Here is a 25,203-nt window from a genome sequence, read left to right on the forward strand (position 1 = left end):
AATCCAATCAGGGCAGGACTTTCGCTGACTGGATTACAATCGGTTTGGCGGGCACATTTTGATACGGGCCGACGTTTTCAGTCTGCACCTGGGCAATTTTATCCGCCACCTCCATGCCTTTGACTACCTTGCCGAACACCGCATAGCCGAAATCGCGCTGACCGTGATCGAGAAACGCATTGTCTGCCACGTTGATAAAGAATTGACTGGTGGCGCTGTCTTTTTCCGCCGTACGCGCCATCGAAATAGTGCCGCGCAGATTGCGTAACCCATTATCCGCTTCGTTAACGATCGCCGCGTTGGTCGCTTTCTGCTTCATATCGCTGGTGAAACCGCCCCCTTGAATCATGAAGCCGGGGATAACCCGATGAAACGTCGTCCCGTTATAAAAACCGCTATTAACGTACTCGACAAAATTCTTCACCGAAACCGGTGCTTTTTGATTATCCAACGCCAGTTCAATATTTCCTGCCGATGTGGTCAGTAAAACATGCGTGGTGCCGGAAGCAGCAAACGCTGGAGAAAAAGCAGTGAGTGATATAAAGGCTGCTGCCGCAACCAGAGTACGTTTGAGCATGAGAATTCCTTTTTGAAGAAATCGACTACAGAAAGCGTAGTGATTGTATGTATCCGCACTCCTTAGCGCCACCCATTTACTTTTTTTTACGTATGGCCGGCATACCGTAACCCATTGTTAAATACCGTGCGGCGTTATGCCGACCTTATCGCATGAGAAAGAAGCGGCATGTCTGCCGGTGATGTCGCCTGAACAGGTATTTCGAATAATAGAACGCCTTTCGGTTCAATCCGCGGCCATGCTGGGATACCGATACCAACGTCCAGTGAATTATTGGTCACCAGCCCATTGAAAAAACAGCAATTTCGCCTATATGATGGTCGCGGCCTGCAAAATGAGTCCCCACCCGCCGCAGATGAGGACATCCAGGTTAACAACGGCAGTGTGTCACTGAAACCTTATCCATCGCTGACGGCGGATAAACTATCACCATCGACATCGCTCCTCCGTATTCCGTCCCGACGGCAGGCGGTTTTATCAACCTAAATTTACCAAGAGGCACCACATGGATTTCCTGCCAATATTCTGTCAGTTACGCGATAAGCCTTGTTTATTGGTGGGCGGTGGAGAAGTGGCCGAACGTAAAGCCAGGTTATTATTGGATGCCGGCGCCATTCTTACGGTGAACGCCATCAGTTTCAACGAGAAATTTATCCGCTGGCAGGACCAAAAGCGGGTGACGCTGGCGCAGGGTTGCTTTGATCCCAAACTGTTAACCGGCACATGGCTGGTGATTGCCGCCACTGACGATCGTGAAACCAATCAACAAGTTTACGACTACGCCAGTCAGCAACAAATTTTCTGCAACAGCGTGGATGACGTTCAGAGCGCCAGCTTCATTATGCCTTCCATTATTGACCGTTCTCCCCTGATGGTCGCCGTATCGTCCGGAGGAAGCGCGCCGGTACTGGCGCGGATATTGCGTGAAAAACTGGAAAGCCTCCTGCCGCTGCATCTGGGTCAGTTGGCCGCCTTTGCCGGGAAACTGCGTCAACGCGTGCAAAACCGCTTCAGAAAATCGGATACCCGCCGGCGTTTCTGGGAAAAACTGTTTATCCACGATCGGCTGATGCAATCGCTGGCCAATAACGATACCGCCAGCGTCCAGCAGCTCACCGAGCAGTTGTTCTCCGAACCGCTCGATGACAGAGGCGAAGTGACGCTGGTGGGCGCCGGTCCTGGCGATGCCGGTCTGTTAACGCTGAAAGGCTTACAGAAACTGCAACAGGCCGATATCGTGGTTTACGATCGTCTGGTGTCGCAAGGCGTGCTTAACCTGATCAGGCGCGATGCCGAGCGTATTTTTGTCGGTAAACAGTTGGGGCATCACTGCATTCCCCAGGAACAGATTAATCAGCTATTGCAGGAAAAAGCGCTGGCGGGAAAACGGGTTGTACGCTTGAAAGGCGGCGATCCGTTCATATTCGGCCGCGGCGGCGAAGAGCTGGAACATCTGCAACAAGCCGGGATCCCGTTCTCGGTGGTGCCGGGAATTACCGCCGCATCCGGTTGTTCAGCCTATAGCGGCATTCCATTGACGCACCGCAATTACTCGCAAGGCGTACGGTTAATCACCGGCCACGTCCAACATAACACCGAGCTCGATTGGGCTAGCCTGGCAGCCGAAAGACAAACGCTGGTGTTTTACATGGGGCTTCAGCAGGCTGATTATATTCAGCGGAAATTGATAGAACAGAAACTCCCGGAGACCGTACCGGTGGCGCTGGTCGAAAACGGCACTTCCGCGACGCAGAGGGTGTTCACCGGACAGCTTTCCCAACTTGGGGAACTGGCAAAACAGGCCGTCAGTCCGAGCTTGATCATTGTCGGCGACGTTGTCGGTCTGAGAGAGAAACTGAACTGGTTTACTCAGCGTTCGGAATGAACCCCATCCCGGATGGATGTGTTCCCGCCGCTGCCGCGGTAATGGGAGAAAAGCGAAAGGGCTGGAGAATATCGCCAGCCCTTTTTTAGCCTTCAGCGCGAGGGGTTACGGGCGGCCGACAAACCCAACCGCTTCATACACTTTCTTCAACGTTTCCAGCGCGCGCGCGCTGGCCTTTTCCGCCCCGTCACGCATGATTTGTTGTAATAAGGCCTCGTCATTGCGGAAGTGGTGATAACGCGCCTGCAAGTCCGTCAGCATGCCGGATACCGCATCGGCGACCGCGCCTTTGAGGTGGCCGTACATCTGGCCGCTGAATTCCTGCTCCAGTTCGGCAATGGTTTTACCGGTTACCGCAGACAGGATATCCAGCAGGTTGGAAACCCCCGCTTTATTCACCACGTCATAACGCACGACGGGCGGCTCATCCGAGTCCGTCACCGCGCGTTTGATTTTCTTCACCACCGATTTAGGATCTTCCAGCAGGCCGATAACGTTATTGCGGTTATCGTCCGATTTGGACATCTTTTTGGTCGGTTCCAGCAAAGACATCACCCTAGCGCCCGACTTCGGAATAAACGGCTCGGGAACCCGGAAAATATCGCCGTAAAGCGAGTTAAAGCGCTGGGCGATATCACGGCTCAGCTCCAGATGCTGTTTCTGGTCTTCGCCCACCGGCACCTGCGCGGTTTGATATAACAGAATATCCGCCGCCATCAGCACCGGGTAATCAAACAGACCGGCATTGATATTTTCGGCATAGCGCGAAGATTTATCCTTAAACTGCGTCATACGGCTCAGTTCGCCGAAGTAGGTGTAGCAGTTCAGCACCCAGCTCAGTTGGGTATGCTCAGGGACATGCGACTGAACGAAGATGGTGCTCTTTTGCGGATCGATGCCGCAGGCCAGATACAACGCCAGCGTATCCAGCGAGGCTTTTCTCAACTGTTGCGCATCCTGACGCACGGTGATGGCGTGCAGGTCGACGATACAGTAGATGCAATCGTAGTCATCCTGCATATTGACCCACTGACGCAACGCACCCATGTAGTTACCAATGGTCAGTTCACCAGACGGTTGTGCTCCGCTAAATACAATGGGCTTGCTCATACTAATGCTTCCTGATTTTTTGAAGATGACGACCCGACGAGGGGCAATAAATCGGCAAAACGGTCCAGCACAATATCCGGATGACTCAACTCGATCGCTTCACCATAGTTATATCCATAGGTCATGCCGACGCATGGGCAGCCGGCAGCCTGGGATGCCTGAATATCATTACGAGAATCGCCGACGAACAGCAATTCGCTCGCGCGCAATCCCAACTTGCCCAATACCAGATACAGGGGAGCCGGATGCGGCTTTTTAGCGATGACATCATCACCGCCGATAATAAGGGAAAAATACGCGTCAATGCCCAACGATGCCAGTAACGGCGCAACAAACGGCGTCGGTTTATTGGTCACGATCGCCATCGGCAATTGTTGCGCGGCCAGTTGAGCCAGCGTCTCTTTCACCTGGGGAAACAGCTCGCTGCCGCTGTCGACCGTTTGCGCATAATAGCTATCGAACATCTCGCGGGTAGTACGGATGCGCTGCGGCGTCGGCTCCACGCCGGCCCAGGTGAGCGCGCGCTCCACCATAATATCCGCGCCGTTGCCGATCCAGGCGGCGACCCGCGCTTCACCCGCGGCGGGAAGGGATTGCGCCTGCAACGCTAAATCGATCGCGGCGGCCAGGCCCGGCACGCTGTTGATCAACGTGCCATCCAGGTCAAACGCCAGCCCCCGAATGGACAAAGTATTATTCATGCGCCACCTTCGCCAGTTCGCCGCGCATCTGGTCAATCACCGCGCGATAGTCAGGCTGGTTGAAAATCGCGGAGCCCGCGACAAACATATCGGCGCCCGCCGCCGCAATCGCACCGATATTGTCGACCTTCACGCCGCCATCCACTTCCAGACGGATGTCATAGCCGCCGTCGTCAATCAGCTTGCGCACCTGACGCAATTTATCGAACGTGGACGGAATGAATGACTGCCCGCCAAATCCGGGGTTAACCGACATCAGCAAAATAATGTCCAGCTTATCCATCACGTAATCAAGGTAGCTGAGCGGCGTGGCGGGGTTGAACACCAGACCGGCCTTACAGCCGTGATCTTTGATCAGTTGCAGGGAACGATCGACATGCTCAGAAGCTTCCGGGTGAAACGTAATGAAACTGGCGCCCGCCTGGGCGAAGTCGGGAATAATCCGGTCAACCGGCTTTACCATCAAATGCACGTCGATCGGCGCCGTGATGCCGTAATCCCGCAGTGATTTCAACACCTGCGGCCCCATCGTCAGATTGGGTACATAGTGGTTATCCATCACATCGAAGTGAACCACGTCGGCGCCTGCCGACAGTGCGTTAGCGGTATCTTCGCCAAGCCGGGCAAAGTCGGCCGACAGAATAGACGGGGCGATTAAAAACGGTTTCATTCGCTTCTCCAAACGATAAAGTCTGAATTCCTGCTGCCTGAGATGCCTGTTTAATCATCCCGTTCAGCGAGGTTCTTTAAACTATACCCGCATTTTCCAGGCCGCTAGCGTATCAGTCCGACCGCACAGCTTGAAGTCCACCGGGTATGCGCGCTGTTGAACAACCTGCTTCCAGTCGATCTTTTTATCTCGTTATCACTCTACTCAGCTTACAACCGGTTGCGATCCGATTCACATAACCACGATCAACAATACCGTTATCAACAATATAAGGCTAAAAGCTCGTTTACTTTACTCCGCCCCAGAATATTGCGGCTAATCGTCCGGCGCGCTTTTACCACATAGAGAGACGCTTCCTGATACCACTCGCGCGTCAGCAGCGTATCGTGATTGGAAATCAGCACCGGGATCTGATTCTCAACCGACAGACGATGCGCCAGGCGCGCCAGATTCTGCTGATCGGCGGTATTGAAATTATTGGTATGATAAGCCGTAAAATTCGCGGTCGCGGATAATGGCGCATAGGGAGGATCGCAATAAACCACCGAACCGGGCGCAGCGTTGATCAAGGTCTGCTGATAATGCTCACAAACAAACGTCGCGCTTCTGGCCTTAAAAGCAAACCAGCGAATTTCCTCTTCCGGGAAATAAGGTTTTTTATAGCGGCCGAACGGCACGTTAAATTCGCCGCGCATGTTGTAACGACACAGACCGTTATAACAGTGCCGGTTTAGATAAAGGAACAGCACCGCACGCCGATAGGCGTCAGTGCAAAGATTAAACTCTTGGCGCAGCAAATAGAAAGTCTCTGACGTATTCACTTCATCAGTAAAAAGCTTGCGGGAGTCGCGAATAAAATCGTCTGCATTTGACTTGACGATGTTATAAAGATTAATAAGGTCGCTATTAATATCAGCCAATATATAGTTGTCGTACTCTGTATTCAGAAAGACAGAGCCCGCACCAACAAACGGCTCAATCAGGCAGTCTCCTGCGGGTAAATAGCGACGAATCTCTTCCACCAGCGGATATTTACCACCAGCCCATTTTAAAAAAGCGCGGTTTTTTTTCATGCCGTCGTTAGTTACTCATACTTTTCAGAGCCGCGGATTGTACTCTGTGTCAGACAGCACATCAGGGCTAAAATTGGCGTTACTTATTCAAGTCCTGCTTCACCTGACGGATCGGCTTAACCCATGGTTTTTTCGCTTGCACATCAGCAGGCAGCGTTGCTATCGCCCGCTTTGCTTCCGTAGAAGAAGCATAGACTCCATTCACTAACACATACCAGGATTTTCCGTCGCGTTTAGTTTCATAAACCCACGAATGGGCCAAATTATGTTGTTGCGCGTAAGCCCTCAGCGTATCCGGTCGAGAAGCGCCGCTCAGTTGCAAAGTAAAGTGGCTGGCCGGCGCATTTTGAATCGAACTCCCTGCCCCGGCGGGGCCGGCAGCCGCGGGCTTATTCGCCGCGGTTGATGCGGCGGCTTTCGGCGCCGCCGGTTTACTCGCCGCATGCGTCGCATGGCCGCTGTGCGCGGCGGAATTGCCGCCGTTGCCGTGCGCCGGCTTGCCGACCGGCGCTTTGGCCGCCGGCGCTACCGTCGCCGGCGCCGTCGGCAGCGTTGAGGCGCCTGCCGCGCCCTGAGAAAATTCATTAACACGCCCCTGCTGCTGCGCAAGCGCGTCGGTGATATTGCCAGGCAACTCAATACGTTGTTGACCGCTTACCGGAGGTTGGGGCTGAGCTTCCGTCGGCGTACCGGAAATAGGCGGCGCGCTCAACGTTTGCGGCTGCTGTCCGGCGGCGTTTGAAACGGTATCGACAGGCGTTGGCGTTTCCGCACCCTGCGTCATGGGCGTCGATGAAGAGAGATCGATGCTCTTTTCGCCGGCGGATGGGCTCTGAGGCTGAGAAGACTGCGGATGAGAAGGCGCCCGCAAGGCGGAACCAATACCCACGATCAACAACAGCAATACCAGCACCCCGATACCAATCATCAGGTGTTGTCTGGAAAGCGTGATTTTCGGTACGGAAAAACTGCTGCTTCTTTTTTGCTGACGTGTTGGTCGACGGTCGCTGGTATCAGGCTTCAGCTCATCTTCCGGCTTAAACTCATCCATCTAAAACCCCCCAACTGAAAGGCTAAAATTCGCAACCTCATCCCCGGCGCGAATTATCAATTCATAACGCATTGTATTTTATTAACCATAAACCATCAGCACTTATCTGTCGTTAACACATTCACCGTTAACAATAAAGAAAAGCGCCTATGCAAGACAATCAGTTATAGACGCCAGCACCAGATCGTGCGCCAAGCCGCCGCGGATCTCAGCCTGACCGATGGATGTCGGCAGCACAAGACGTAACTCGCCGTTCAGCACCTTCTTATCACGCAACATGTGGGGAAGATAAGATTCCGGCGACATCTGCGCCGGCCCGCTGACAGGCAGGCCGGCCCGAACCAACAGAGAGGTGACGCGCGCAATATCGTCGGCCGAAAACTGACCGAGACGCCGGGCGGCATGCGCGGCCATCACCATCCCCGCGGCGACCGCTTCGCCATGCAACCAGTTGCCGTATCCCATTTCCGTTTCAATGGCATGCCCATAGGTATGCCCGAGGTTGAGCAACGCCCGCATGCCGCCTTCGCGTTCATCGGCGGCAACCACCGCGGCTTTCAATTCACAGCAACGGCGAATGCAGTAAGCCAGCGCATCATGATCCAAGGCGCGCAGGGCTTCAATATGTTCTTCCAGCCAGAGAAAGAAATCGCGATCCAGAATAATGCCGTACTTGATGACTTCCGCCAGACCGGAGGATAATTCGCGCGCGGGCAACGTTTTCAGACAATTTAAATCGACCACAACCGATGCCGGCTGGTAAAAAGCGCCGATCATGTTTTTACCCAGCGGATGATTCACCGCGGTTTTACCGCCGACGGAAGAGTCGACCTGCGCCAGCAGCGTGGTCGGCACCTGGATAAAGCGCACGCCGCGTTGATAGCTCGCCGCGGCGAACCCCGCCAAATCGCCGATCACGCCGCCGCCTAACGCGACAATCGTCGTATCGCGGCCATGGGGTTTAGTCAGCAACGCGGTAAAAACCTGATCCAGCACGGCCAGGGATTTATATTTCTCGCCGTCTGGCAAAACAACCTGATCGACATGCACGCCGTTTTGCTCAAGCACGCGGCGAACATGTTCAAGATAGAGAGGAGCCAATGTCTGGTTGGTCACCAGCATGGCCTGTTCCCCTGTTTTCAACGGCATAAAAGAAGCCGAATCATTAAACAATCCGGCGGCTATCGTGATCGGATAACTTCGTTCGGCTAATGTTACGGTAATTCTTTCCATGCTCGTTTAATAACCTGTTCAAAACCTGCGCAATGCAGATGATGTATTACTTTCAGTTACTTTCCAGCATATTGATAATCTGGTTAGCAACGACTTTAGCGCTTTGTTCATCGGTTCGAATGGTGATATCGGCGATCTCCTCGTACAACGGATTCCGCTCTCTCGCCAACTCTTCCAGAACAGCGCGCGGAGGCGCTTCAACTTGAAGTAACGGACGTTTCTTATCGCGCTGCGTGCGGGCCAGTTGTTTCTCAATCGTCGTTTCCAGATAAACGACTACCCCACGCGCCGAAAGACGGTTGCGTGTCTCGCGTGATTTGACGGAACCACCGCCTGTCGCCAGCACGATGCCTTGCTTTTCCGTCAATTCATTAATGACTTTCTCTTCACGATCGCGGAAGCCTTCTTCGCCTTCCACATCGAATACCCAGCCCACATCAGCCCCGGTGCGTCGCTCAATTTCTTGATCGGAGTCGAAAAACTCCATATTGAGTTGCTGAGCTAACTGACGGCCAATAGTGCTTTTGCCGGCACCCATAGGCCCAACCAGAAAGATATTGCGTTTCTCTGCCATGTTTTTTGGTATTACTAAGACAATTCGTTAATGATAACCCGCCCCGCCAATCAACCCAGCGACGGGACCTAAACTGAAACCTCATGAGCGATAGTGCGAGAATCAGACAAAAAATTATCTCAATACTCAGGGTAGTTTGGCAACCGAATAAAATGCCACACGCCCCATCGCGGGGGAATATACCGCCATTATTCAAGTCGCATTCCTTTCGGCTTCACGCTCTCACGCCAGACGCATCGCGTACTCAGCGTCTGAGGCTCGTTTTGTTCGCCGCCAGGCTGCAACATCAATTATTTCGAATATAACGTATGTTTTATCGACATTTTCGGTGGAACAACACTTCTGTGCTCAATTCGCTAACCCTTGTAAGCTAAATCTGTCGCAGCGTCAAACTTAGAAGACACGAATTAATTAAAATATCGCGCCGTTATGATGAAAATTCTGCTACTTTTTACCGTTTAGCTTGGTGGAATCAAGGTCGGCGTAATAAAGATAACCAATTCCCGCCGGGTATCCTGCCGCGTACTATTTTTGAACAAATGTCCGAGTACGGGAATATCGCCTAACGCCGGAACCTGGCTGTCGGTACGCTTTTTCTGCTGCTGAAAGATCCCGCCCAACACGATGGTTTCGCCATCAGCGACGGTAACCTGGGTTTGTATTTCCTGTTTATCGATCGCCAGCGCCTCGCCGTTATCGCTCTGCTTGATCGTCTGTCCCGGCATGTTTTGACTGATCTTCAGATTCATCGTGATGCGCCCCGCCCGCAGAATGCTGGGCGTCACCTCCATCCCCAATACCGCTTCCTTGAATTCAATCGAGGTGGAGCCACTGGCGCCGCTGGAAACCTGATAGGGAATTTCCGTCCCCTGCTTAATACTGGCGGTCTGCTTATGAGCCGTCAGCAAACGGGGACTGGCAATGATTTCCACCTGATTTTCCTGCTCTAACGCCATCAGCTCCAGCTCAAGCAGACGGCCGTTAAGCCGCGCCAGATGGAAACCCGCGTTGATGGCGGGCGTCTCTACCGGCAAGCTGATATTAAAATTATTCAATCGCAATGCTTTATTGGTCTCATCGCCCGTCCCCAGCCCCCAGTTGACCCCCAAATCCCGCAAGTTTCCGCTGCTGATCGTCACGATATGCGCCGCAAGCTGCACTTGCGATAGCGGCAAATCCAGTTCGCTCACCCACGACGTTAACTGTTCCAGCGCTGCGGCCGTATCGCGGATCAGTAACGTATTGGTTCGTTTATCCACGGTGACGCTCCCGCGCTCGGTAAGCAAAGCGCCGTGCTGAGCTTGCATGCTGGCGGCTATCTCCGCCGCATCGGCGTACTGCAACGCAACGGAAAGGTTCTGTAATGGCTGCCTTTGCGCCTGTTCGACGACGCGCTCCTCTTTTTGTTGCCGCAATGCTTCAAGGTGAGACGCGGGATAAACCAGCAGGACATTACCGTCCCGTTCGACGCCAAGCTGTCCCATACGCAACACGATATCCAGCGCCTGCCGCCAGGGTACGTCCGTCAACCGCAGGCTGATCGATCCCTCCACGCCCGGCGCCATCACCATATTTAGCTGCTGATGATCCGCCAAAGCCTGCAATACCCGCTGTATAGGCGAATCCTCAAATGCCATGGAGACCGGCGCGTCGTTCTTCGCCTGCGCCGCGATGCTGATAATCAGCAGCAAAGCCGGGATCGGCATTTTCTTTATTTGCATCGTCGTCATACTCCTCGTCCTGAGACGTTTTTCTAATGCGCGTCGGTTTTTTGATGACAGGCTTCCTGCCCGTCACCCTTCGGGCCGTCGCAAGCGACGTTGAAAAACGCTCCCGGCGTTTTTTTATGACAGGCTTCCTGCCCATCACCCTGCGGGCCGTCGCAAGCGACGTTGAAAAACGCTCCCGGCGTTTTTTTAATGAAGGGCGACGCCATGGAAATCTCCGCCGGCGCGCCGTCGCAGCGCTCATTTCGATCAACCGCCGTCAATGTCGCGCCGGATTTATCCAGATGGCTGACCTGCCAGTTTCCCGGCGGGATCACCGTTCCCGGCGTTAACCGCCGCCAGCGGTTTTCCGCTTCAGCCAACCAGCCCACCCATGTTTGACCGACGCCAATCACGCCTTTTAACTGCCAGCGCCGCATAACCTGACTTTGCGCGCAAGACGCGGCGAATACCGGCTGGAAGGGATCCCGGCGGCCTGTTTCCGCATCGGTGGCGGCGATAGCGGATAAGGCGATAAATGCCGAAATGAAGCAGCCTGACGCCGTTCTATTCAATCTCCGCCCTCCGCTCCGCCGTCGCTTTCAGCAGATGCATATCAATATGCAAAACCCCCTCTACCGACGTCATCGTCAACCGCTCAATTCGCAGCACGTGCGGCAACGCGATAAATTTACGCAGCACGAGCAACAGCCCCTGATAGTCGGCGCTAAGGGTTAATAACCAGGCTTGATGGTTATCCTGATGCGCCGCCGGCTGCCAGGAAAGCAGTACTGCCCCGGATTTTGACAGCGGCGCGCTGACCAGCAGCGACGGCATATCTGCATGGAATGACGGTTTTTCGCTTTTCCGCTCCGCTAACCGCACCTGCAACGCGGCAAAAGAAGGCAATGAATCGAGCTGCCGCCGAAGGTGTCGTATCGCGGCGCGTTGCTCCATAATCATTTGATTCACCTGCAAGATTTGCTGCCGCTCCGCGTTCAAAACCAGCACACTGCCAAGCAGTGAAAAAGCGCCGATCAATACCACCTGCGCCGCCGCCAATATCCAGCGCGGTTTACTCCCCCACCCCGGCCAATCAAGTATCAGGTTAATCACCATCCCGCCCGTCCTTTATTGAACTGGCGAGCACCCAATCCGCCTGAAGCGAAAAGCGCAACAACCTTCGGTCGTTCTGCCGCCGCGCCTGAAGCACCCGCACCCGCGCCAGATCGGGGTGGCGGGTCAGTGAACGATTCAGATCGACGATGTCGGTATAGTTTTCGCTCAGCCCGGAAATCAATAGGTGATCGCCCCGATCGGCGAGATCCGTCAGCCAGAGACGTCGGGGCATCATCGATGCCATCTGTTCCAGCAGAGTCAGGTAGCGCTGATTGTGGCGCAGCGCCGCCTCATCGGCATCACGCTGCGCCTGATAATCCCGCAGTTGATGCCACATCCGACGGGTTTGCTGGTATTGCTGCGTCAATTGCCGTTGCTGCGCCGACAGCCCGTCCAGCTCTCGTTGCAACATCAGCCGTTGCTGGTGCCAGTGCCAATAGAAACCGGCGAGCGCGACGGCGACCAATATCAATTGCAGCAGCAATAGCGCCAGCCAGCGGCGCGCTCGCCGACGCAACCGCTGCCTGCGCCAGGGCAGGAGGTTAATCAGCAGCATGTTCAGGCATCCTCGGGGCGCAAAGCCAGACCGCCGGCGATAACAAAGGCAGAAGGAAAATCCGGCAAGGGCGGCTGCATTTGGTCGAACGCCGCCAGCGGCGACCACAGCAAGAGAGCGTCGGAACGCTGACCGGCGGATTCAGGCAGCGTGCTGCTGTAGTAGGCGACGCCATCGGCAACATCAGGATAGCGAGCGCTTACCACCGCCAAGAGATCGTCTTCAGCGCGCAATTCATCCGGATGTATCACTCCGCACTGAAAAGCCTGGTTCAGCGGGGAGATCCATAGCCAGCCGTCCGTCAGGCGATGCAGAAAAAGCCGATCGCGCTGAAGCCCGGCGGACTGCGCCATACAACGAATAGCGCAGGTTGAAACATCAATAACCTCAGGCTGTAAATCCGCACGATGCAAACAGCCTAGCCAGTTATCCAGCTCACGTCGCCGGGCCGCAGTAACCAATAGCGTATCCGGCGTATGCGGATCTTCACGGTAGTCCATCGCCAGGGAATCGCTGCTTACCGGCAGCTTACGGGCGGCCATCGCCTCGATGTATTCATGCCGTCCTGCGCCTTGCAGCCGGCGATCCGGCGCCGGAAAACGCTGTTGCAATATCAACTGCGCGGGAAAGCCGACCCGCAGCGAAATATGGCGGGGCAATAACCGGCGCCATTTCAGTAAAGCCTCACAAAGCGCCTCAGTATGGTGTAGACTACCCGCGCGTAACGTATCGCCCGGCAGCGGAAACTGCCACCAGCAGCGAAGCTGCCAGCCACAGCGACGACGTTGCGCCGCCAGTGCGCGCATAAAGCCGTTTTGTATATCCAACCCAACCCGCCAGATGTGATAAGCCATGTTCAACCCGATTTCCTTATCAATTAAAAGAACGTATCCACAGTGCCGGCTTACCTTTATACTAGCGCGCGATTGTTTATAAACCGTCCAAACGCTACTGAATGGAAAATCTCAGGTGAAGTTCGTAAAGTATCTACTCATCCTTGCAGTCACTTGCATCCTGCTGGGAGCAGCCTCGATATACGGTCTGTACCGTTATATCGAACCACAGCTACCCGATGTCGCCGCGCTAAAAGACATCAGGTTGCAGACGCCCATGCAGGTATACAGCGCCGAGGGTGAACTGATTGCCCAATTCGGCGAACACCGGCGTCTTCCGCTGAAGCTGGATCAAATCCCGCCGGTAATGGTGCGGGCGTTTATCGCCACTGAAGACAGCCGCTTCTATGAGCACCACGGCGTCGATCCAATAGGGATCATTCGCGCCGCGTCGATTGCGTTAACCTCCGGTCATGCTTCCCAGGGAGCCAGCACCATTACGCAACAGCTGGCCAGAAACTTTTTCCTTAGCCCGGAACGCACCCTGATGCGTAAAATAAAGGAAGTGTTCCTGGCTATCCGTATCGAGCAACTCCTGACCAAAGATGAAATTCTTGAACTGTATCTGAACAAAATTTATCTTGGTTATCGCGCTTATGGCGTAGGCGCGGCCGCCCACGTTTACTTTGGCCGTCCTGTCGATCAGCTTACGCTGAGTGAGATGGCCATGATCGCCGGTTTGCCGAAGGCGCCCTCCACCTTTAACCCGCTCTATTCATACGACCGCGCCATAGCCCGACGTAACGTGGTTCTGGCTCGCATGAAAGATGAGAACTACATCACTCAGGCTCAATATGATCAGGCGCGGAGTGAAAAGCTGGAAGCAGACTACCACGCGCCGAAGATTGCGTTTTCCGCGCCTTATGTGGCGGAAATGGTGCGGCAGGAAATGATCGCGCGTTATGGCGATAACGCCTATAACGATGGCTACAAGGTCTACACCACCATTACCAGAAAATTGCAATTGGCCGCGCAGGATGCGTTGCGTAACAACGTTCTCGCCTATGATATGCGTCACGGCTACCGCGGCCCGACCGCCGTGCTGTGGAAAGTCGGCGAAGGCGCCTGGGATCGGGTAAAAATCATCGCCGAGTTGAAAAAGCTGCCGGTTTACGGTCCGCTGTTCCCGGCGGTCATCACCGATACCGATAGCGAGAAAGCCATTGCGATGATGGCCGACGGCAGCAATATTTCATTGCCGATGGCGGGCATGCGCTGGGCGCGCCCTTATCGTTCCGATACGCAGCAAGGGCCGACGCCCAGACGGGTGACCGACGTGGTGCAAACCGGCCAGCAGGTGTGGGTGCGGAAAGTGGAAAACGACTGGTGGCTGGCCCAGGTTCCGGACGTCAACTCGGCGCTGGTGTCGCTCAATCCCAACAACGGCGCCATTGAAGCGCTGGTCGGCGGGTTCGACTTCAATCAGAGTAAGTTTAACCGTGCGACGCAGGCGCTGCGCCAACTGGGCTCCAACATCAAGCCGTTCCTCTATACCGCCGCGATGGACAAAGGCCTGACGCTCGCCACCATCCTCAATGACGTGCCGATTACGCGCTGGGATCCAGGCGCCGGTTCAGACTGGCGGCCGAAAAACTCACCGGCGACTTACGACGGCCCTATCCGCTTGCGCCAGGGATTGGGACAGTCCAAAAACGTGGTGATGGTGCGCGCCATGCGGGCAATGGGCGTAGATTACGCCGCGGAATATTTGCAGCGCTTCGGCTTCCCGAAACAAAACATCGTGCCGACGGAATCGCTGGCGCTGGGGGCGGCGTCCTTCACCCCGCTACAGGTGGTTCGCGGCTATGCGGTCATGGCTAACGGGGGCTATCTGGTCGATCCCTATATCATTAGCAAAATAGAGACGGAAACCGGCGGCCCGGTCTTTACCGCCGCGCCGAAAGTGGTTTGCGATACCTGCAACTTGCCGTTGGTGTACGGCGAAATGCGGCGTGACACGGTACTGTCCGCGGACAGTATGGAAAATGTCGCGACATCCAGAGAAAACCCGGCGCCGGGTACGTTGCCGCAACCCCAGTTGGAACCCGTTACGCCGCCGCTCGCACAACAAAATGCCGTACAGCCTTATGCGCCGCATGTCATCAGCACCCCGCTGTCCTTCCTGATTAAAGATGCGCTTAACAGCAATATCTTTGGCGAGCCGGGCTGGATGGGTACAGGCTGGCGAGCGGGAAAAGTGCTGAAACGTCATGACATCGGCGGCAAAACCGGGACGACAAACAGTTCCAAAGATGCCTGGTTCTCTGGCTATGGCCCGAATCTGGTGACTTCGGTCTGGATCGGTTTTGACGACCATCGGCGAAATTTAGGCACCAGCAGCGCATCCGGCGTGATTAAAGATCAGATATCCGGATATGAAGGCGGCGCAAAAACGGCTCAGCCGGCCTGGGATGACTTTATGAAGGTCGCGCTGGACGGCGTGCCGGAACAGCCGCTGACGCCGCCGCCCGGCATTGTCAGCGTGACGATCGACCGCAGCAGCGGCAAACTGTCTAACGGCGGGGGCAACAGTCGTTCCGAGTTTTTCATCGAAGGCACCCAGCCGACGGAATACGAAGTGCATGAAGTCGGCACGACATTGATGGATAACGGACAAAGCGAAGAGCTATTCTGATAACGTGGTCGTCACCCGCGTATGTAAAAGGCGCCCATTGCGGCGCCTTTTTCTTTATCCCGCCGCGCGGCGCAACCAATCCTGGGTTAAAAACAACGCGCTGACGTTGCGCGCTTCGCGGAAATCGGGCTCTTGCAACAGCGACATCATATCCGCCAGCGGCCAATGCACCTTGGGCAACGGTTCCGGCTCATCGCCTTCACGGCTCTGCGGATACAGTCCTCGCGCGACGACAATATTCATCTGGCTGGAGAAATAGGACGGCGCCAGCGTCAGCGTCGCCAGCAGATCGAGCTGCTCCGCGCCAAACCCCGCCTCTTCCATCAGTTCCCGGTTGGCGGCCTCAAAGACCGTCTCGCCAGGGTCAATCAGCCCTTTGGGAAAGCCAAGTTCATATTGCTCAATGCCGACGGCATACTCACGGATCAGCACCAGTTCATCATCGATGATCGGCACTATCATCACAGCTTCCCGTCCGCTTGGACGCATGCGCTCGTATACCCGGCGAACGCCGTTGCTGAACTCCAAATCAATGGACTCAACATTGAATAAACGTGAACGCGCAACCGTTTCGACCTTAAGGATTTTGGGCTTTTGCAGGTTATGACTCATAATGGCCTCATCGAGAAATTACGACCAGAACGACAACTTAGCCCAACCTGGATGATGATCATACTTACCCTCACCATAGATACGGCGTGTCGCTGAATGAAAGCGATCGTTAATGTTCTTTTTTGACTTGCTGAGATTTTTGATGTTGCTCACATTGTGCGTTAACAGCGCGCTCCGCTGCAACCATCGCAATTATTAATTTACTTGTTAATAACATTAGATCCACATTATCAGTATTGAGCGTCTAAATAAAAAATAAAAAGTCAATAATACGCCCCAAAAATCAGATTTTCCTCATTTTAGACACGCAGGCCGATTGTTACCATTCTCTCCTTACGTAGATAATCTCTGTTACTTTTTAGTTATTAAATTAATAAACGGAACCATGCAGGTTATCATCGATTGTACCAGTTTGTTAAAATCCGATGCGCACAGGGAGTACGTCACATTGGGATGGAGATGACATGAGCACAATATTTACCATATTGGCTATATTGCTTGCCTGTCTGCTCGCTATCGGAGGTTTCATTGTCTACCGTGCGCGCCGGCGCCTGCCATTCGTCGCTCCCTTGCCTGTGGAACCTGCTTTACTTCGCCAACTGACCGCCGAAGAGCGCAACGCCGTCGAGCATTACCTGGCTCAGGAACATAGCCAGTTGCCGACGCCGCTTGACATACCGATTACCCAACCCAGAATGCCCCGCTCATTGCAAAGCAATCGGGTCTATCCCATCACCCACACCATCACGCGTTATGGCCTGAGCAGCGATGCCCAGAATAAGTGGCGATACTATATCGACACGCAGGAAATTCACCTGCCCCCCTGTTGGGAACAGCATATTACGGAAAACAACACCGTCGAATTGATTAAAACCGACTCTATTCCGTTGGTTATTTCGCTGAACGGGCACTCACTGGTGGAGTGCGTCAATCACCAACACCATCAGTTGGTCGCCGTGACCGACGCCCCCATGCCGAACGCGTCCATTCGCCATGAAGAGAATGAGCATGTGGAACTGGTGAACATTCGAAAGGAAACCAGGGAAGAACATGCTCTGCATCGCGCGAAGGGACTGAAAGAAGCCGGCGTGTTATGTTTGTCGTTTCTGCTGCTGTTTATCAGCATTAATAGCCCGATAGCGCTGCTTCCCTGGCTTATCAGCACGGCCTTGCTGCTCGCCGCCTGGAGCCTCTGGCAGCTTTTCCGCTCCCCGTCGAAACAGGAACTGCAAGACGTCCACTGTCTTTCCGGCGTACCGCAGGGCCTCGGCCTTTTCGGCGAATCGAATCAAGGGCAGTTCGGCAACGTCTCGCTCGGCAATATCGATCTGATTTATCCCCCCTATTGGCATCCGTACATTACGTTTGATTTAGGGAAAAAAACCGATGTCGATATTTACCTAAACCATCAGGTCGTCCGCCAGGGGAAATACCTGTCGCTGCATGACGAAGTCAAACAGTTCCCTCCGCAACGCTGGGGAAAAAACCTGATGCTGTCTTCCGGCGCCCTGCTCAGCCTGATCCTCTTATTGGTCTATGTTCCTCTTGAATTGCCGCTAAAGCTCAGCATGGCCTGGTTGCAAGGCGCGCAACATGTTCAGGTCAGTCAGGTTGATGAACTGGAAAAAACCCCGCTGCAAATCGGCGATACTCTGAAGGTTCAGGGGGCGGGGATGTGCTATGTTCCGGCGAATATCCACATCGCGGATAACTCGCCCGCCTATGCCTTCACCCCTTTTGATTGCTCGGCCATCTACTGGAATAAGGCCGCCTCGTTGCCGCTGCCGGAATCCGAGACCATTGAAAAAAGCTCGGCATTGCTTAAGACGGTGAATAATCAACTGCACCCGCAGACCGACGCCGAGGGCCAGGTCAATGCACAGCTTGCTTCAGCCATTCAGAAGTCAGGCATGATTCTGTTGAATGACTTTTCGGATATCGTGCTGAAAACGCAAGATCTCTGCGAACAGGAGAAAGACTGCGTTCGCCTGAAAAATGCCCTGGTCAACCTGGGCAATGTGAAAAACTGGGATACGCTGGTAAAGCAGGCCCGCACGGGAACGCTTAAAGGAATGAACGTGCTGCTGCGGCCGGTAAGCGCAGAGACGCTGGAGTCGCTCGTCGACAGCGCCACGGACTATTTCTTCCAACAGGAAGTCAACAACGCGGCGGATTCGCTCAATAGCCCACCGCCCGGCGGATTTTTAATCCGCAGCGAGGAAGGCCGCCAGTTTGTCAGCTATCCATTACCGATTATACCGCTGAATGAATACCACGCCGCCGACCAGTGGAAAGAGCTACAGCGGCTATCGTCGATGTTATTGCACACGCCGTTCAGCGCATCGGGCGTCATCACCAATCTCAGCATCGATGCCAACGGCACGCAACATATCAGCCTGCATAGCGAACCTGACGTCATCACCCTGTGGCGCTATCTGGGCAGTTGCCTGCTGCTGCTGCTTTTTTCCATCACGCTGCTGGTCAACCTTGCGCTGTTGGCAATAAAAATAGGCAAGAGCAAACAACGGATGGCCAGCATTCAACAATATTACGCCTCCCTTTTCGGCTCCACGCCGTCGCTGGCGGACCACCGTACACGCTCGTTGCGATAATCGCGGCGCTACGCGTGATTATGTTATTCTGACGGGGCTGCGGTATTTAGACGCCATAGACCGCAAGGGGTTGGTTAATATTCCCCTGCGACCTGAAGAATGACCGCTAGACGTCCTTATCAAATCAATCTTATCCACTCGTTCGGTAACGGGGCATCCATCTGTATCTGGAGTATTTATGAGTCCTCACTTTAACTGGCGCGACATTGATACCGTCCTATTGGATATGGATGGCACGCTGCTTGATCTGGCCTTCGATAACTATTTTTGGCTACAGCTCGTACCGCAGTCGCTCAGCGATAAGCGCGGCATCAGTCTTGACGTGGCCCGACAACTCATAGCCGTGGAATATCAGGCGGTGCAGCATACGCTGAACTGGTACTGTTTCGATTACTGGAGTGAAAAGCTGGGATTGGACATCTATAAGATGACCACGGATATCGGCCACCGCGCCCGTCTGAGAGCGGATAGCGAACCCTTTCTGAACGCCCTGCGCGACAGCGGGAAACGCACGATCCTGCTGACGAATGCGCATCCGCACAGTCTGGCGGTTAAAATTGAACATACCAGGTTAGACAAACACCTTGATTTATTACTTTCCACCCATACTTATGGGTATCCGAAAGAAAATCAGCGGTTATGGCGGGCCGTGCAGCGGCAAACCGGTTTCGATCCGGCCAGGACGCTATTCGTCGATGATAGCGAAGCCATTCTGGACGCCGCCAAAACCTTCGGCATCCGTTACTGCCTGGGCGTCAGTAATCCTGATTCCAGTCAGCAGGAAAAATCATTCCGGCAACATCCGTCAATGAATGATTATCTTGAGCTGTTACCGTCATTACATCAGTCGGTAAACCGCCGTTAAGCAGAAGGAGTCATGATGAAAGCAACCGAGAACGCCGGCGATGCTGTCCGTCTGGACAAGTGGCTTTGGGCCGCCCGCTTCTATAAAACCCGGGCCATTGCCCGCGAAATGGTTGATGGCGGCAAAGTGCATTACAACGGACAACGCAGCAAGCCCAGCAAACTGGTGGAGCTGAATGCCGAAATCAAGCTCCGTCAGGGGAACGACGAACGCACCATCATTGTCTGCGCAATCAGCGGGCAACGCAGAACGGCGACGGAAGCACAGGCGTTATACCGGGAAACCGCCGACAGTGTCGAGAAGCGGGAAAAGCTGGCGCTGGCGCGAAAAATGAATGCGTTGACCATGCCGCATCCGGATCGTCGTCCTGACAAGAAAGAGCGACGGGATCTGATTAAATTTAAATACAGCGATCAGGAATAAGCCCGAGAGATTTCAAGATACAGACGGCCGCCGCGCCGGCGACTTGAAAATGAAGGCAATCACTGTCACCACAGCGAGAGAAAATTATGTCCATCCATGACCAACTACATCGTTACCTGTTTGAAAATCATGCCGTGCGCGGCGAGTTGGTGACAGTCAGCGACACCTGCCAACACATTCTGGCGAATCATGACTATCCAGAACCGGTGCAAAATCTGCTGGGCGAGATGCTTGTCGCCACCAGCCTGCTGACGGCCACGTTGAAGTTCAGCGGCGATATTACCGTTCAGCTTCAGGGAGACGGCCCGCTGAAACTGGCCGTGATCAACGGCAACCATCAGCAACAGATGCGCGGCGTGGCCCGTTTGCAAGGCGAGATAGCGCCGGACAGCTCGCTCAAAGAGATGGTTGGCAGCGGTTATCTGGTCATCACCATTACCCCGACGGAAGGCGAACGTTATCAGGGCGTGGTCGGTTTAGAAGGGGACTGCGTTGCCGATTGTCTGGAAAGTTATTTCCTGCAATCCGAGCAACTCCCCACCCGTCTATTTATCCGCACCGGTCAGCATGACGGACGGATGGCGGCGGCGGGTATGCTGTTACAGGTGTTGCCTGCACAAAACGCCGCGCGAGATGATTTTGATCACCTGGCGCAACTCACCGCCACGGTCAAGGCCGAGGAGTTATTTACGCTGACGGCGAACGATGTGCTCTATCGTCTTTACCATCAGGAAGAAGTCACGGTATACGAACCGCAGTCGGTCACGTTCCAATGCCATTGTTCGCGCGAGCGTTGCGCAGCGGCGTTAATGACGCTTGCCGATCAAGAAGTCAATGACATGCTGGAACAAGACGGCGAAATCGATATGCATTGTGATTACTGCGGAAATCACTATGTATTCAACGCCGGGGAAGTCCAGGCGCTCAAACAGCACTCATCCAATAATCTGCTGCATTAATGCCGCCGCGGGTACGGTCTCGTACCCGTTTCTTCCCCCATCACGACCGCAGCGTTTTATCCCGCACCGCCGTACAACGTACTGAATAAGCAAAGTTATTATTTAATTTATTTAATTTTATGATTGCTATCGCGGTTAAAATAAACTCACACACTACAATAATAAGCAGTACAACTCTCATTTACCCGATAGATTTCAAGATGCAGACAGGCGGTAACTGAACAGCACCTCGAAAGCTTAATCAACCAAGTCACTGAGGTAGTCAGAAACAGATCTGAACGCTGCTTGCAGCGGCCCCAAAAGGGCGAATCCCAGGAAGGGATCGAGTCATTCAAGGAACCCGATTGCTGTACTCGAAAAATAAGGGAAATAACCATTGAGGAGTAGCAACATGCAGATCAGAAGTATCACCCCAGAGCTTCTTGCGTCTTATGGGATCCAGGATATCGGCGATATTGTCTACAATCCCGGCTATGACTTGCTTTTTCAAGAAGAAATCTCCCCAACTCTACAAGGTTATGAACGCGGCATAGAAACCCGATTGGGCGCAGTGGCCGTCGATACCGGCATTTTTACCGGCCGCTCCCCGAAAGATAAATACATCGTGCGCGATGACGTCACCCGCGACAGCGTTTGGTGGTCGGATCAGGGGAAAGGTAAAAATGATAATCATCCCCTGAGTCAGGAAACCTGGACGCATCTCAAACAGCTGGTCACCACACAACTTTCCGGTAAACGCCTGTTTATCGTTGACGCGTTCTGCGGCGCCAACCCGGATAGCCGGCTGAAAGTCCGTTTTATTACCGAAGTTGCCTGGCAGGCACACTTTGTGAAAAACATGTTTATTCGCCCAAACGATGAGGAATTACAGGATTTCGAGCCTGATTTCATCGTGATGAACGGCGCTAAATGCACCAATCCGCAATGGCGGGAACAGGGGCTGAACTCTGAAAACTTCATCGCCTTTAACCTGACGGAACGTATTCAGCTGATTGGCGGCACCTGGTACGGCGGTGAAATGAAAAAAGGGATGTTCTCTATCATGAACTACCTGCTGCCGCTGAAAGGCATCGCTTCCATGCACTGTTCGGCCAACGTGGGCGAGCGCGGCGATGTCGCCATCTTTTTCGGCCTTTCCGGTACGGGCAAAACCACGCTATCCACCGATCCCAAGCGCCAGTTGATTGGCGACGATGAGCACGGCTGGGACGATGACGGCGTCTTTAACTTTGAAGGCGGCTGTTACGCTAAAACCATCAAGCTGTCCAAAGAGGCGGAACCGGATATTTATGGCGCGATCAAGCGCGATGCGCTGCTGGAAAACGTCGTGGTATTGGCTGACGGCACGGTCGATTTCAACGACGGTTCAAAAACCGAAAATACCCGCGTTTCTTATCCGATCTATCACATCCATAATATCGTCAAACCCGTATCCAAAGCCGGTCATGCCACCAAAGTGATATTCCTGACGGCGGACGCCTTCGGCGTATTGCCGCCGGTATCTCGTCTGACGTCAGATCAAACGCAATACCATTTCCTGTCCGGCTTCACCGCAAAACTGGCGGGTACGGAACGTGGGGTCACAGAACCGACGCCGACGTTCTCCGCCTGCTTTGGCGCGGCCTTCCTGTCGCTGCATCCTACGCAATACGCCGAAGTGCTGGTAAAACGCATGCAGGCGGCTGGCGCTCAGGCCTATCTGGTCAATACCGGCTGGAACGGCACCGGCAAACGTATCTCGCTTAAAGATACGCGCGGGATTATCGATGCCATCCTGAACGGCAGCATCGAAGATGCGGAAATGCAAACGCTGCCGATCTTCGATCTGGCGATCCCTAAGGCGTTGCCGGGCGTGGATCCCAACATCCTCGATCCGCGCGATACCTACGCCGAACTGGCTCAATGGCAGGCGAAAGCGGAGGATTTGGCGCAGCGGTTTATCACCAATTTTGATAAATACACCGATACGCCCGCGGGCGCCGCACTGGTTAAGGCGGGTCCCAGACTGTAACTTCACGTTAGTCACAATAAAGGCGCGGATCCCGCGCCTTTATCCTCCTCTCGCCATCAGTTCTCCCCGGCAAACAATACGCTGCCGCCGTCGTCGCGCTCCAGCAGCGTCCAGTGGATAACCCTTTTCTGCGTCGCGCTGTCCTGCCACTGCGGCAAAATATCGCCTTGCGCGAAGTGTTGCCGTTCAATGCGCCCGGCCTGATAGGTGCTCCAGACTCCGCCGTACGGGCAGACCGTGCCGCTCAGCAACGTCAGATGGGTTTGCCGGCCGGCCAGCAATGCCTGCTCCCGTTCCGGCCAGCGATACAGCTCGTCCGGGTGCGCCGCGGGGAAAAAACCCTGCGGCGGCACCGGAATAAATTCATTCTCCACCCGGCGGATCAGCGTCCAGGTGGCCGGCACGTTTTCGATTTTCTCCCAACCATAATCGCGTTCCCCTTCGTCCGTAACAAAATCACTTCTGACCTTTCCCTGCGGAGCGACATGCGGCAAATAGCTGAAGGGATGAAAAAACTGCGCGCAGGCATATTCCACATCCGGCAGGTAAATCCCGGTCACCGTCACCGGGTCATTCGGTCCCAGCACCACGGACGTATCCAACCGGTAACGGGGAATTTGCGCGGGTAAATCCAACGGACCAAAGGCGCTTTCATCATATAAATAAGTTAATAATCCTTCATCCCAGTTTGAACTGACGGTGCCATCCACCATCGTATCGTACATACTGCCCAGGCTGAACAGATCGGAATAGCGTTGCAGCGCTGGCGGGCTCATCCAGCGCTCCGGCCAGTAATCGGTCAGCCCTTTGTTGTCGCTGTTGACCCCTCCGCCGGTAATATAGGCATTGGGGTCGTTATGCTGCCGTTCAATATAGCTGTCGGCTAACCCGGACAGCGTGCCGCGAATATTGGGCAGCACCCGGTTCTGCCAGATAATATCGATCTGCTCCCAGGCCGGACGGCGGCGGAGGTCGGCGGGCAGGTTGTGCATAAACAGCTCCACCTGCTGCTCGCAGTGCTCGACAAAGGCGTTGTAGGCCTCCCAGCGCCGTCGGTAATAGTCGACGCTGGTATAGCGCTCCAGTAAATAACACTCCTGCGGGTGTAGTATCGCCATCTTGTTTACTCCTTGTTGTCGCCGTACCAGTTGGTTTGTAGCCTTGGCACGCCGACAAAGCTGTTGCCTTCGTCATTCAGATCGCTGTAGCCCCAGCCGGTTTTCCGGCGCGGTCCCATCGCCTCCCGGCGTAAATCTCCGGGAAAAATCAGCAACTGATTGCCGCCGCCCTCCAGCGATACCTTGTCTTTGGTTTTGATAAATTCACCGGTTTTCGGGTCTTTGATTTTGACGTCGATTTTCTGGGTAGCCGCCGGCCCTTCCCACAGCTTGATGCGCTGGCCGGGCGGCACGGTATAAATGACATATTCGCCGTTCTCGTTCCAGTTTTTCCATACCGCGCATTTTTTACGCCACTCGGCCTTGCTTTGCAGCGCCAGAAAGTCCTTCTCCCGCAGCCAGTAGGCGCCGTTATCAAGGGAATCACTGGCTGGATCCAGCACCCGGTACAATCGCTCGCCCGGTTCGGCATAGGCGGCATTCATAATATGAAAAGTCTTTTGTCTTCCTTTTAAAAAACTATTTTCCAGGTCCGGCCAGCCATTCTTCATGGCTTTTCTATGCGTTTTAGAAAGTTTGTTGATCCCTTTATACTTCGCAACCGCATTCACATCCACCCAGTCGGGACGTTTGAACAACAATAGCTCTGCCTCCTCGATCTCCCGCAGTTTACGCAGCTTATGCACATTCACTCCGCGATAGGTGTGATAGAGCGTATTGCCTTCGATATGCAGCCGCACCGCCAGCGCCTCCAGAAATTGATTGACCGGCGACAGCGCTTTGCCCAGCATGCCGTCCGCCTTGTCACGCACCGACGTCA

22 protein-coding genes and 1 pseudogene are annotated in these 25,203 nt (G+C 54.3%); 7 read left to right on the forward strand and 16 right to left on the reverse strand.

All coding sequences use genetic code 11. The annotated features are described in order from the left end of the window. Nucleotides 1-7: 7 nt before the first annotated feature. Nucleotides 8-577 (reverse strand): peptidylprolyl isomerase A, encoded by a 570-nt coding sequence (gene ppiA, locus ABRZ28_RS22915; protein ID WP_319606370.1) that lies wholly within the window; start codon nt 575-577, stop codon nt 8-10. A gap of 505 nt (nt 578-1,082) precedes the next feature. On the opposite strand from ppiA, the gene cysG reads away from it, so the two are divergent. Next, nucleotides 1,083-2,462 (forward strand): siroheme synthase CysG, encoded by a 1,380-nt coding sequence (cysG, locus tag ABRZ28_RS22920; protein WP_330521667.1) that lies wholly within the window; start codon nt 1,083-1,085, stop codon nt 2,460-2,462. A 105-nt stretch (nt 2,463-2,567) separates the two neighbouring features. Here cysG and trpS read toward each other — a convergent pair whose 3' ends face one another. From trpS to pilM, 12 genes are all read right to left on the reverse strand, one after another. Continuing rightward, nucleotides 2,568-3,572: a tryptophan--tRNA ligase gene (gene trpS / locus ABRZ28_RS22925; RefSeq protein WP_330521668.1), complete on the reverse strand. Its 1,005-nt coding sequence runs from the start codon at nt 3,570-3,572 to the stop codon at nt 2,568-2,570. After that, nucleotides 3,569-4,273 (reverse strand): phosphoglycolate phosphatase, encoded by a 705-nt coding sequence (locus tag ABRZ28_RS22930; RefSeq protein ID WP_330521669.1) that lies wholly within the window; start codon nt 4,271-4,273, stop codon nt 3,569-3,571. Before ABRZ28_RS22930 ends, trpS begins: the two co-directional genes overlap by 4 nt. Then, a complete protein-coding gene (gene rpe / locus ABRZ28_RS22935; protein ID WP_330521670.1) occupies nt 4,266-4,943 on the reverse strand; it encodes a ribulose-phosphate 3-epimerase in 678 nt (225 codons plus the stop codon). Before rpe ends, ABRZ28_RS22930 begins: the two co-directional genes overlap by 8 nt. Nucleotides 4,944-5,203: 260 nt before the next feature. Next, on the reverse strand, nt 5,204-6,016 hold the full coding sequence (gene dam / locus ABRZ28_RS22940) for an adenine-specific DNA-methyltransferase (protein WP_319606365.1): 813 nt from the start codon (nt 6,014-6,016) through the stop codon (nt 5,204-5,206). A gap of 79 nt (nt 6,017-6,095) precedes the next feature. Then, on the reverse strand, nt 6,096-7,067 hold the full coding sequence (locus ABRZ28_RS22945; protein ID WP_330521671.1) for an SPOR domain-containing protein: 972 nt from the start codon (nt 7,065-7,067) through the stop codon (nt 6,096-6,098). A gap of 147 nt (nt 7,068-7,214) precedes the next feature. Then, on the reverse strand, nt 7,215-8,300 hold the full coding sequence (aroB, locus tag ABRZ28_RS22950) for a 3-dehydroquinate synthase (RefSeq protein ID WP_319606363.1): 1,086 nt from the start codon (nt 8,298-8,300) through the stop codon (nt 7,215-7,217). Nucleotides 8,301-8,352: 52 nt separating this feature from the next. Continuing rightward, nucleotides 8,353-8,874, reverse strand: a complete 522-nt coding sequence (gene aroK, locus ABRZ28_RS22955) for a shikimate kinase AroK (RefSeq protein WP_239784401.1) — start codon at nt 8,872-8,874, stop codon at nt 8,353-8,355. Between the two features lie 458 nt (nt 8,875-9,332). Further along, entirely contained in the window at nt 9,333-10,580 is a 1,248-nt protein-coding gene (gene hofQ, locus ABRZ28_RS22960) for a DNA uptake porin HofQ (protein WP_413556403.1), read from the reverse strand. Between the two features lie 47 nt (nt 10,581-10,627). Next, nucleotides 10,628-11,155, reverse strand: a complete 528-nt coding sequence (locus tag ABRZ28_RS22965) for a HofP DNA utilization family protein (RefSeq protein ID WP_330521672.1) — start codon at nt 11,153-11,155, stop codon at nt 10,628-10,630. Next, nucleotides 11,148-11,699, reverse strand: a complete 552-nt coding sequence (locus tag ABRZ28_RS22970) for a hypothetical protein (protein ID WP_330521673.1) — start codon at nt 11,697-11,699, stop codon at nt 11,148-11,150. The genes ABRZ28_RS22965 and ABRZ28_RS22970 overlap by 8 nt, the downstream gene beginning before the upstream one ends. Next, nucleotides 11,689-12,255 carry a PilN domain-containing protein gene (locus ABRZ28_RS22975; RefSeq protein ID WP_319606359.1) on the reverse strand — a complete coding sequence of 189 codons (567 nt, stop codon included), beginning with the start codon at nt 12,253-12,255 and terminating at the stop codon, nt 11,689-11,691. The genes ABRZ28_RS22970 and ABRZ28_RS22975 overlap by 11 nt, the downstream gene beginning before the upstream one ends. A gap of 2 nt (nt 12,256-12,257) precedes the next feature. Further along, the gene (gene pilM / locus ABRZ28_RS22980) at nt 12,258-13,109 is read right to left on the reverse strand and encodes a pilus assembly protein PilM (protein ID WP_319606358.1); all 852 of its coding nucleotides are present in this window, start codon (nt 13,107-13,109) and stop codon (nt 12,258-12,260) included. 115 nt (nt 13,110-13,224) lie between these two features. On the opposite strand from pilM, the gene mrcA reads away from it, so the two are divergent. Continuing rightward, complete coding sequence (mrcA, locus tag ABRZ28_RS22985) at nt 13,225-15,783, forward strand: peptidoglycan glycosyltransferase/peptidoglycan DD-transpeptidase MrcA (RefSeq protein ID WP_319606357.1); 2,559 nt, start codon at nt 13,225-13,227, stop codon at nt 15,781-15,783. Between the two features lie 54 nt (nt 15,784-15,837). On the opposite strand, the gene nudE is transcribed toward mrcA, so the two are convergent. Then, the gene (gene nudE, locus ABRZ28_RS22990; protein ID WP_319606356.1) at nt 15,838-16,395 is read right to left on the reverse strand and encodes an ADP compounds hydrolase NudE; all 558 of its coding nucleotides are present in this window, start codon (nt 16,393-16,395) and stop codon (nt 15,838-15,840) included. Nucleotides 16,396-16,859: 464 nt separating this feature from the next. Here nudE and ABRZ28_RS22995 point away from each other — a divergent pair, with 464 nt between their 5' ends. The 5 genes from ABRZ28_RS22995 (at nt 16,860) to pckA (ending at nt 23,265) form a co-directional block, all read left to right on the forward strand. Then, nucleotides 16,860-19,007 (forward strand): intracellular growth attenuator family protein, encoded by a 2,148-nt coding sequence (locus tag ABRZ28_RS22995; RefSeq protein ID WP_319606355.1) that lies wholly within the window; start codon nt 16,860-16,862, stop codon nt 19,005-19,007. A gap of 178 nt (nt 19,008-19,185) precedes the next feature. Continuing rightward, a complete protein-coding gene (yrfG, locus tag ABRZ28_RS23000) occupies nt 19,186-19,872 on the forward strand; it encodes a GMP/IMP nucleotidase (protein ID WP_330521675.1) in 687 nt (228 codons plus the stop codon). A 12-nt stretch (nt 19,873-19,884) separates the two neighbouring features. Beyond that, nucleotides 19,885-20,295: a ribosome-associated heat shock protein Hsp15 gene (gene hslR / locus ABRZ28_RS23005; protein ID WP_319606353.1), complete on the forward strand. Its 411-nt coding sequence runs from the start codon at nt 19,885-19,887 to the stop codon at nt 20,293-20,295. An 86-nt stretch (nt 20,296-20,381) separates the two neighbouring features. Beyond that, on the forward strand, nt 20,382-21,254 hold the full coding sequence (hslO, locus tag ABRZ28_RS23010) for an Hsp33 family molecular chaperone HslO (protein ID WP_319606352.1): 873 nt from the start codon (nt 20,382-20,384) through the stop codon (nt 21,252-21,254). A gap of 391 nt (nt 21,255-21,645) precedes the next feature. Further along, entirely contained in the window at nt 21,646-23,265 is a 1,620-nt protein-coding gene (gene pckA / locus ABRZ28_RS23015; RefSeq protein ID WP_319606351.1) for a phosphoenolpyruvate carboxykinase (ATP), read from the forward strand. A gap of 56 nt (nt 23,266-23,321) precedes the next feature. On the opposite strand, the gene ABRZ28_RS23020 is transcribed toward pckA, so the two are convergent. Together ABRZ28_RS23020 and ABRZ28_RS23025 are read right to left on the reverse strand one after the other, a co-directional pair. Then, on the reverse strand, nt 23,322-24,383 hold the full coding sequence (locus ABRZ28_RS23020; RefSeq protein WP_330521676.1) for a hypothetical protein: 1,062 nt from the start codon (nt 24,381-24,383) through the stop codon (nt 23,322-23,324). Between the two features lie 5 nt (nt 24,384-24,388). After that, nucleotides 24,389-25,203: pseudogene (locus ABRZ28_RS23025) on the reverse strand (hypothetical protein); the annotation flags it as partial.

This window comes from Brenneria sp. g21c3, assembly GCF_040240345.1.
Lineage (GTDB): Bacteria > Pseudomonadota > Gammaproteobacteria > Enterobacterales > Enterobacteriaceae > Brenneria.

Coding starts and splice junctions, on each gene's coding strand:
- aroK (WP_239784401.1), bottom strand. CDS start 8,874: ATGGCAGAGAAACGCAATATCTTTCTGGTTGGGCCTATGGGTGCCGGC.
- rpe (WP_330521670.1), bottom strand. CDS start 4,943: ATGAAACCGTTTTTAATCGCCCCGTCTATTCTGTCGGCCGACTTTGCC.
- aroB (WP_319606363.1), bottom strand. CDS start 8,300: ATGGAAAGAATTACCGTAACATTAGCCGAACGAAGTTATCCGATCACG.
- nudE (WP_319606356.1), bottom strand. CDS start 16,395: ATGAGTCATAACCTGCAAAAGCCCAAAATCCTTAAGGTCGAAACGGTT.
- ABRZ28_RS22975 (WP_319606359.1), bottom strand. CDS start 12,255: ATGCTGCTGATTAACCTCCTGCCCTGGCGCAGGCAGCGGTTGCGTCGG.
- ABRZ28_RS22945 (WP_330521671.1), bottom strand. CDS start 7,067: ATGGATGAGTTTAAGCCGGAAGATGAGCTGAAGCCTGATACCAGCGAC.
- ABRZ28_RS22930 (WP_330521669.1), bottom strand. CDS start 4,273: ATGAATAATACTTTGTCCATTCGGGGGCTGGCGTTTGACCTGGATGGC.
- ABRZ28_RS23020 (WP_330521676.1), bottom strand. CDS start 24,383: ATGGCGATACTACACCCGCAGGAGTGTTATTTACTGGAGCGCTATACC.
- hslR (WP_319606353.1), top strand. CDS start 19,885: ATGATGAAAGCAACCGAGAACGCCGGCGATGCTGTCCGTCTGGACAAG.
- trpS (WP_330521668.1), bottom strand. CDS start 3,572: ATGAGCAAGCCCATTGTATTTAGCGGAGCACAACCGTCTGGTGAACTG.
- dam (WP_319606365.1), bottom strand. CDS start 6,016: ATGAAAAAAAACCGCGCTTTTTTAAAATGGGCTGGTGGTAAATATCCG.
- pckA (WP_319606351.1), top strand. CDS start 21,646: ATGCAGATCAGAAGTATCACCCCAGAGCTTCTTGCGTCTTATGGGATC.
- hslO (WP_319606352.1), top strand. CDS start 20,382: ATGTCCATCCATGACCAACTACATCGTTACCTGTTTGAAAATCATGCC.
- yrfG (WP_330521675.1), top strand. CDS start 19,186: ATGAGTCCTCACTTTAACTGGCGCGACATTGATACCGTCCTATTGGAT.
- cysG (WP_330521667.1), top strand. CDS start 1,083: ATGGATTTCCTGCCAATATTCTGTCAGTTACGCGATAAGCCTTGTTTA.
- hofQ (WP_413556403.1), bottom strand. CDS start 10,580: ATGCCGATCCCGGCTTTGCTGCTGATTATCAGCATCGCGGCGCAGGCG.
- ppiA (WP_319606370.1), bottom strand. CDS start 577: ATGCTCAAACGTACTCTGGTTGCGGCAGCAGCCTTTATATCACTCACT.
- pilM (WP_319606358.1), bottom strand. CDS start 13,109: ATGGCTTATCACATCTGGCGGGTTGGGTTGGATATACAAAACGGCTTT.
- ABRZ28_RS22995 (WP_319606355.1), top strand. CDS start 16,860: ATGAGCACAATATTTACCATATTGGCTATATTGCTTGCCTGTCTGCTC.
- ABRZ28_RS22970 (WP_330521673.1), bottom strand. CDS start 11,699: ATGGTGATTAACCTGATACTTGATTGGCCGGGGTGGGGGAGTAAACCG.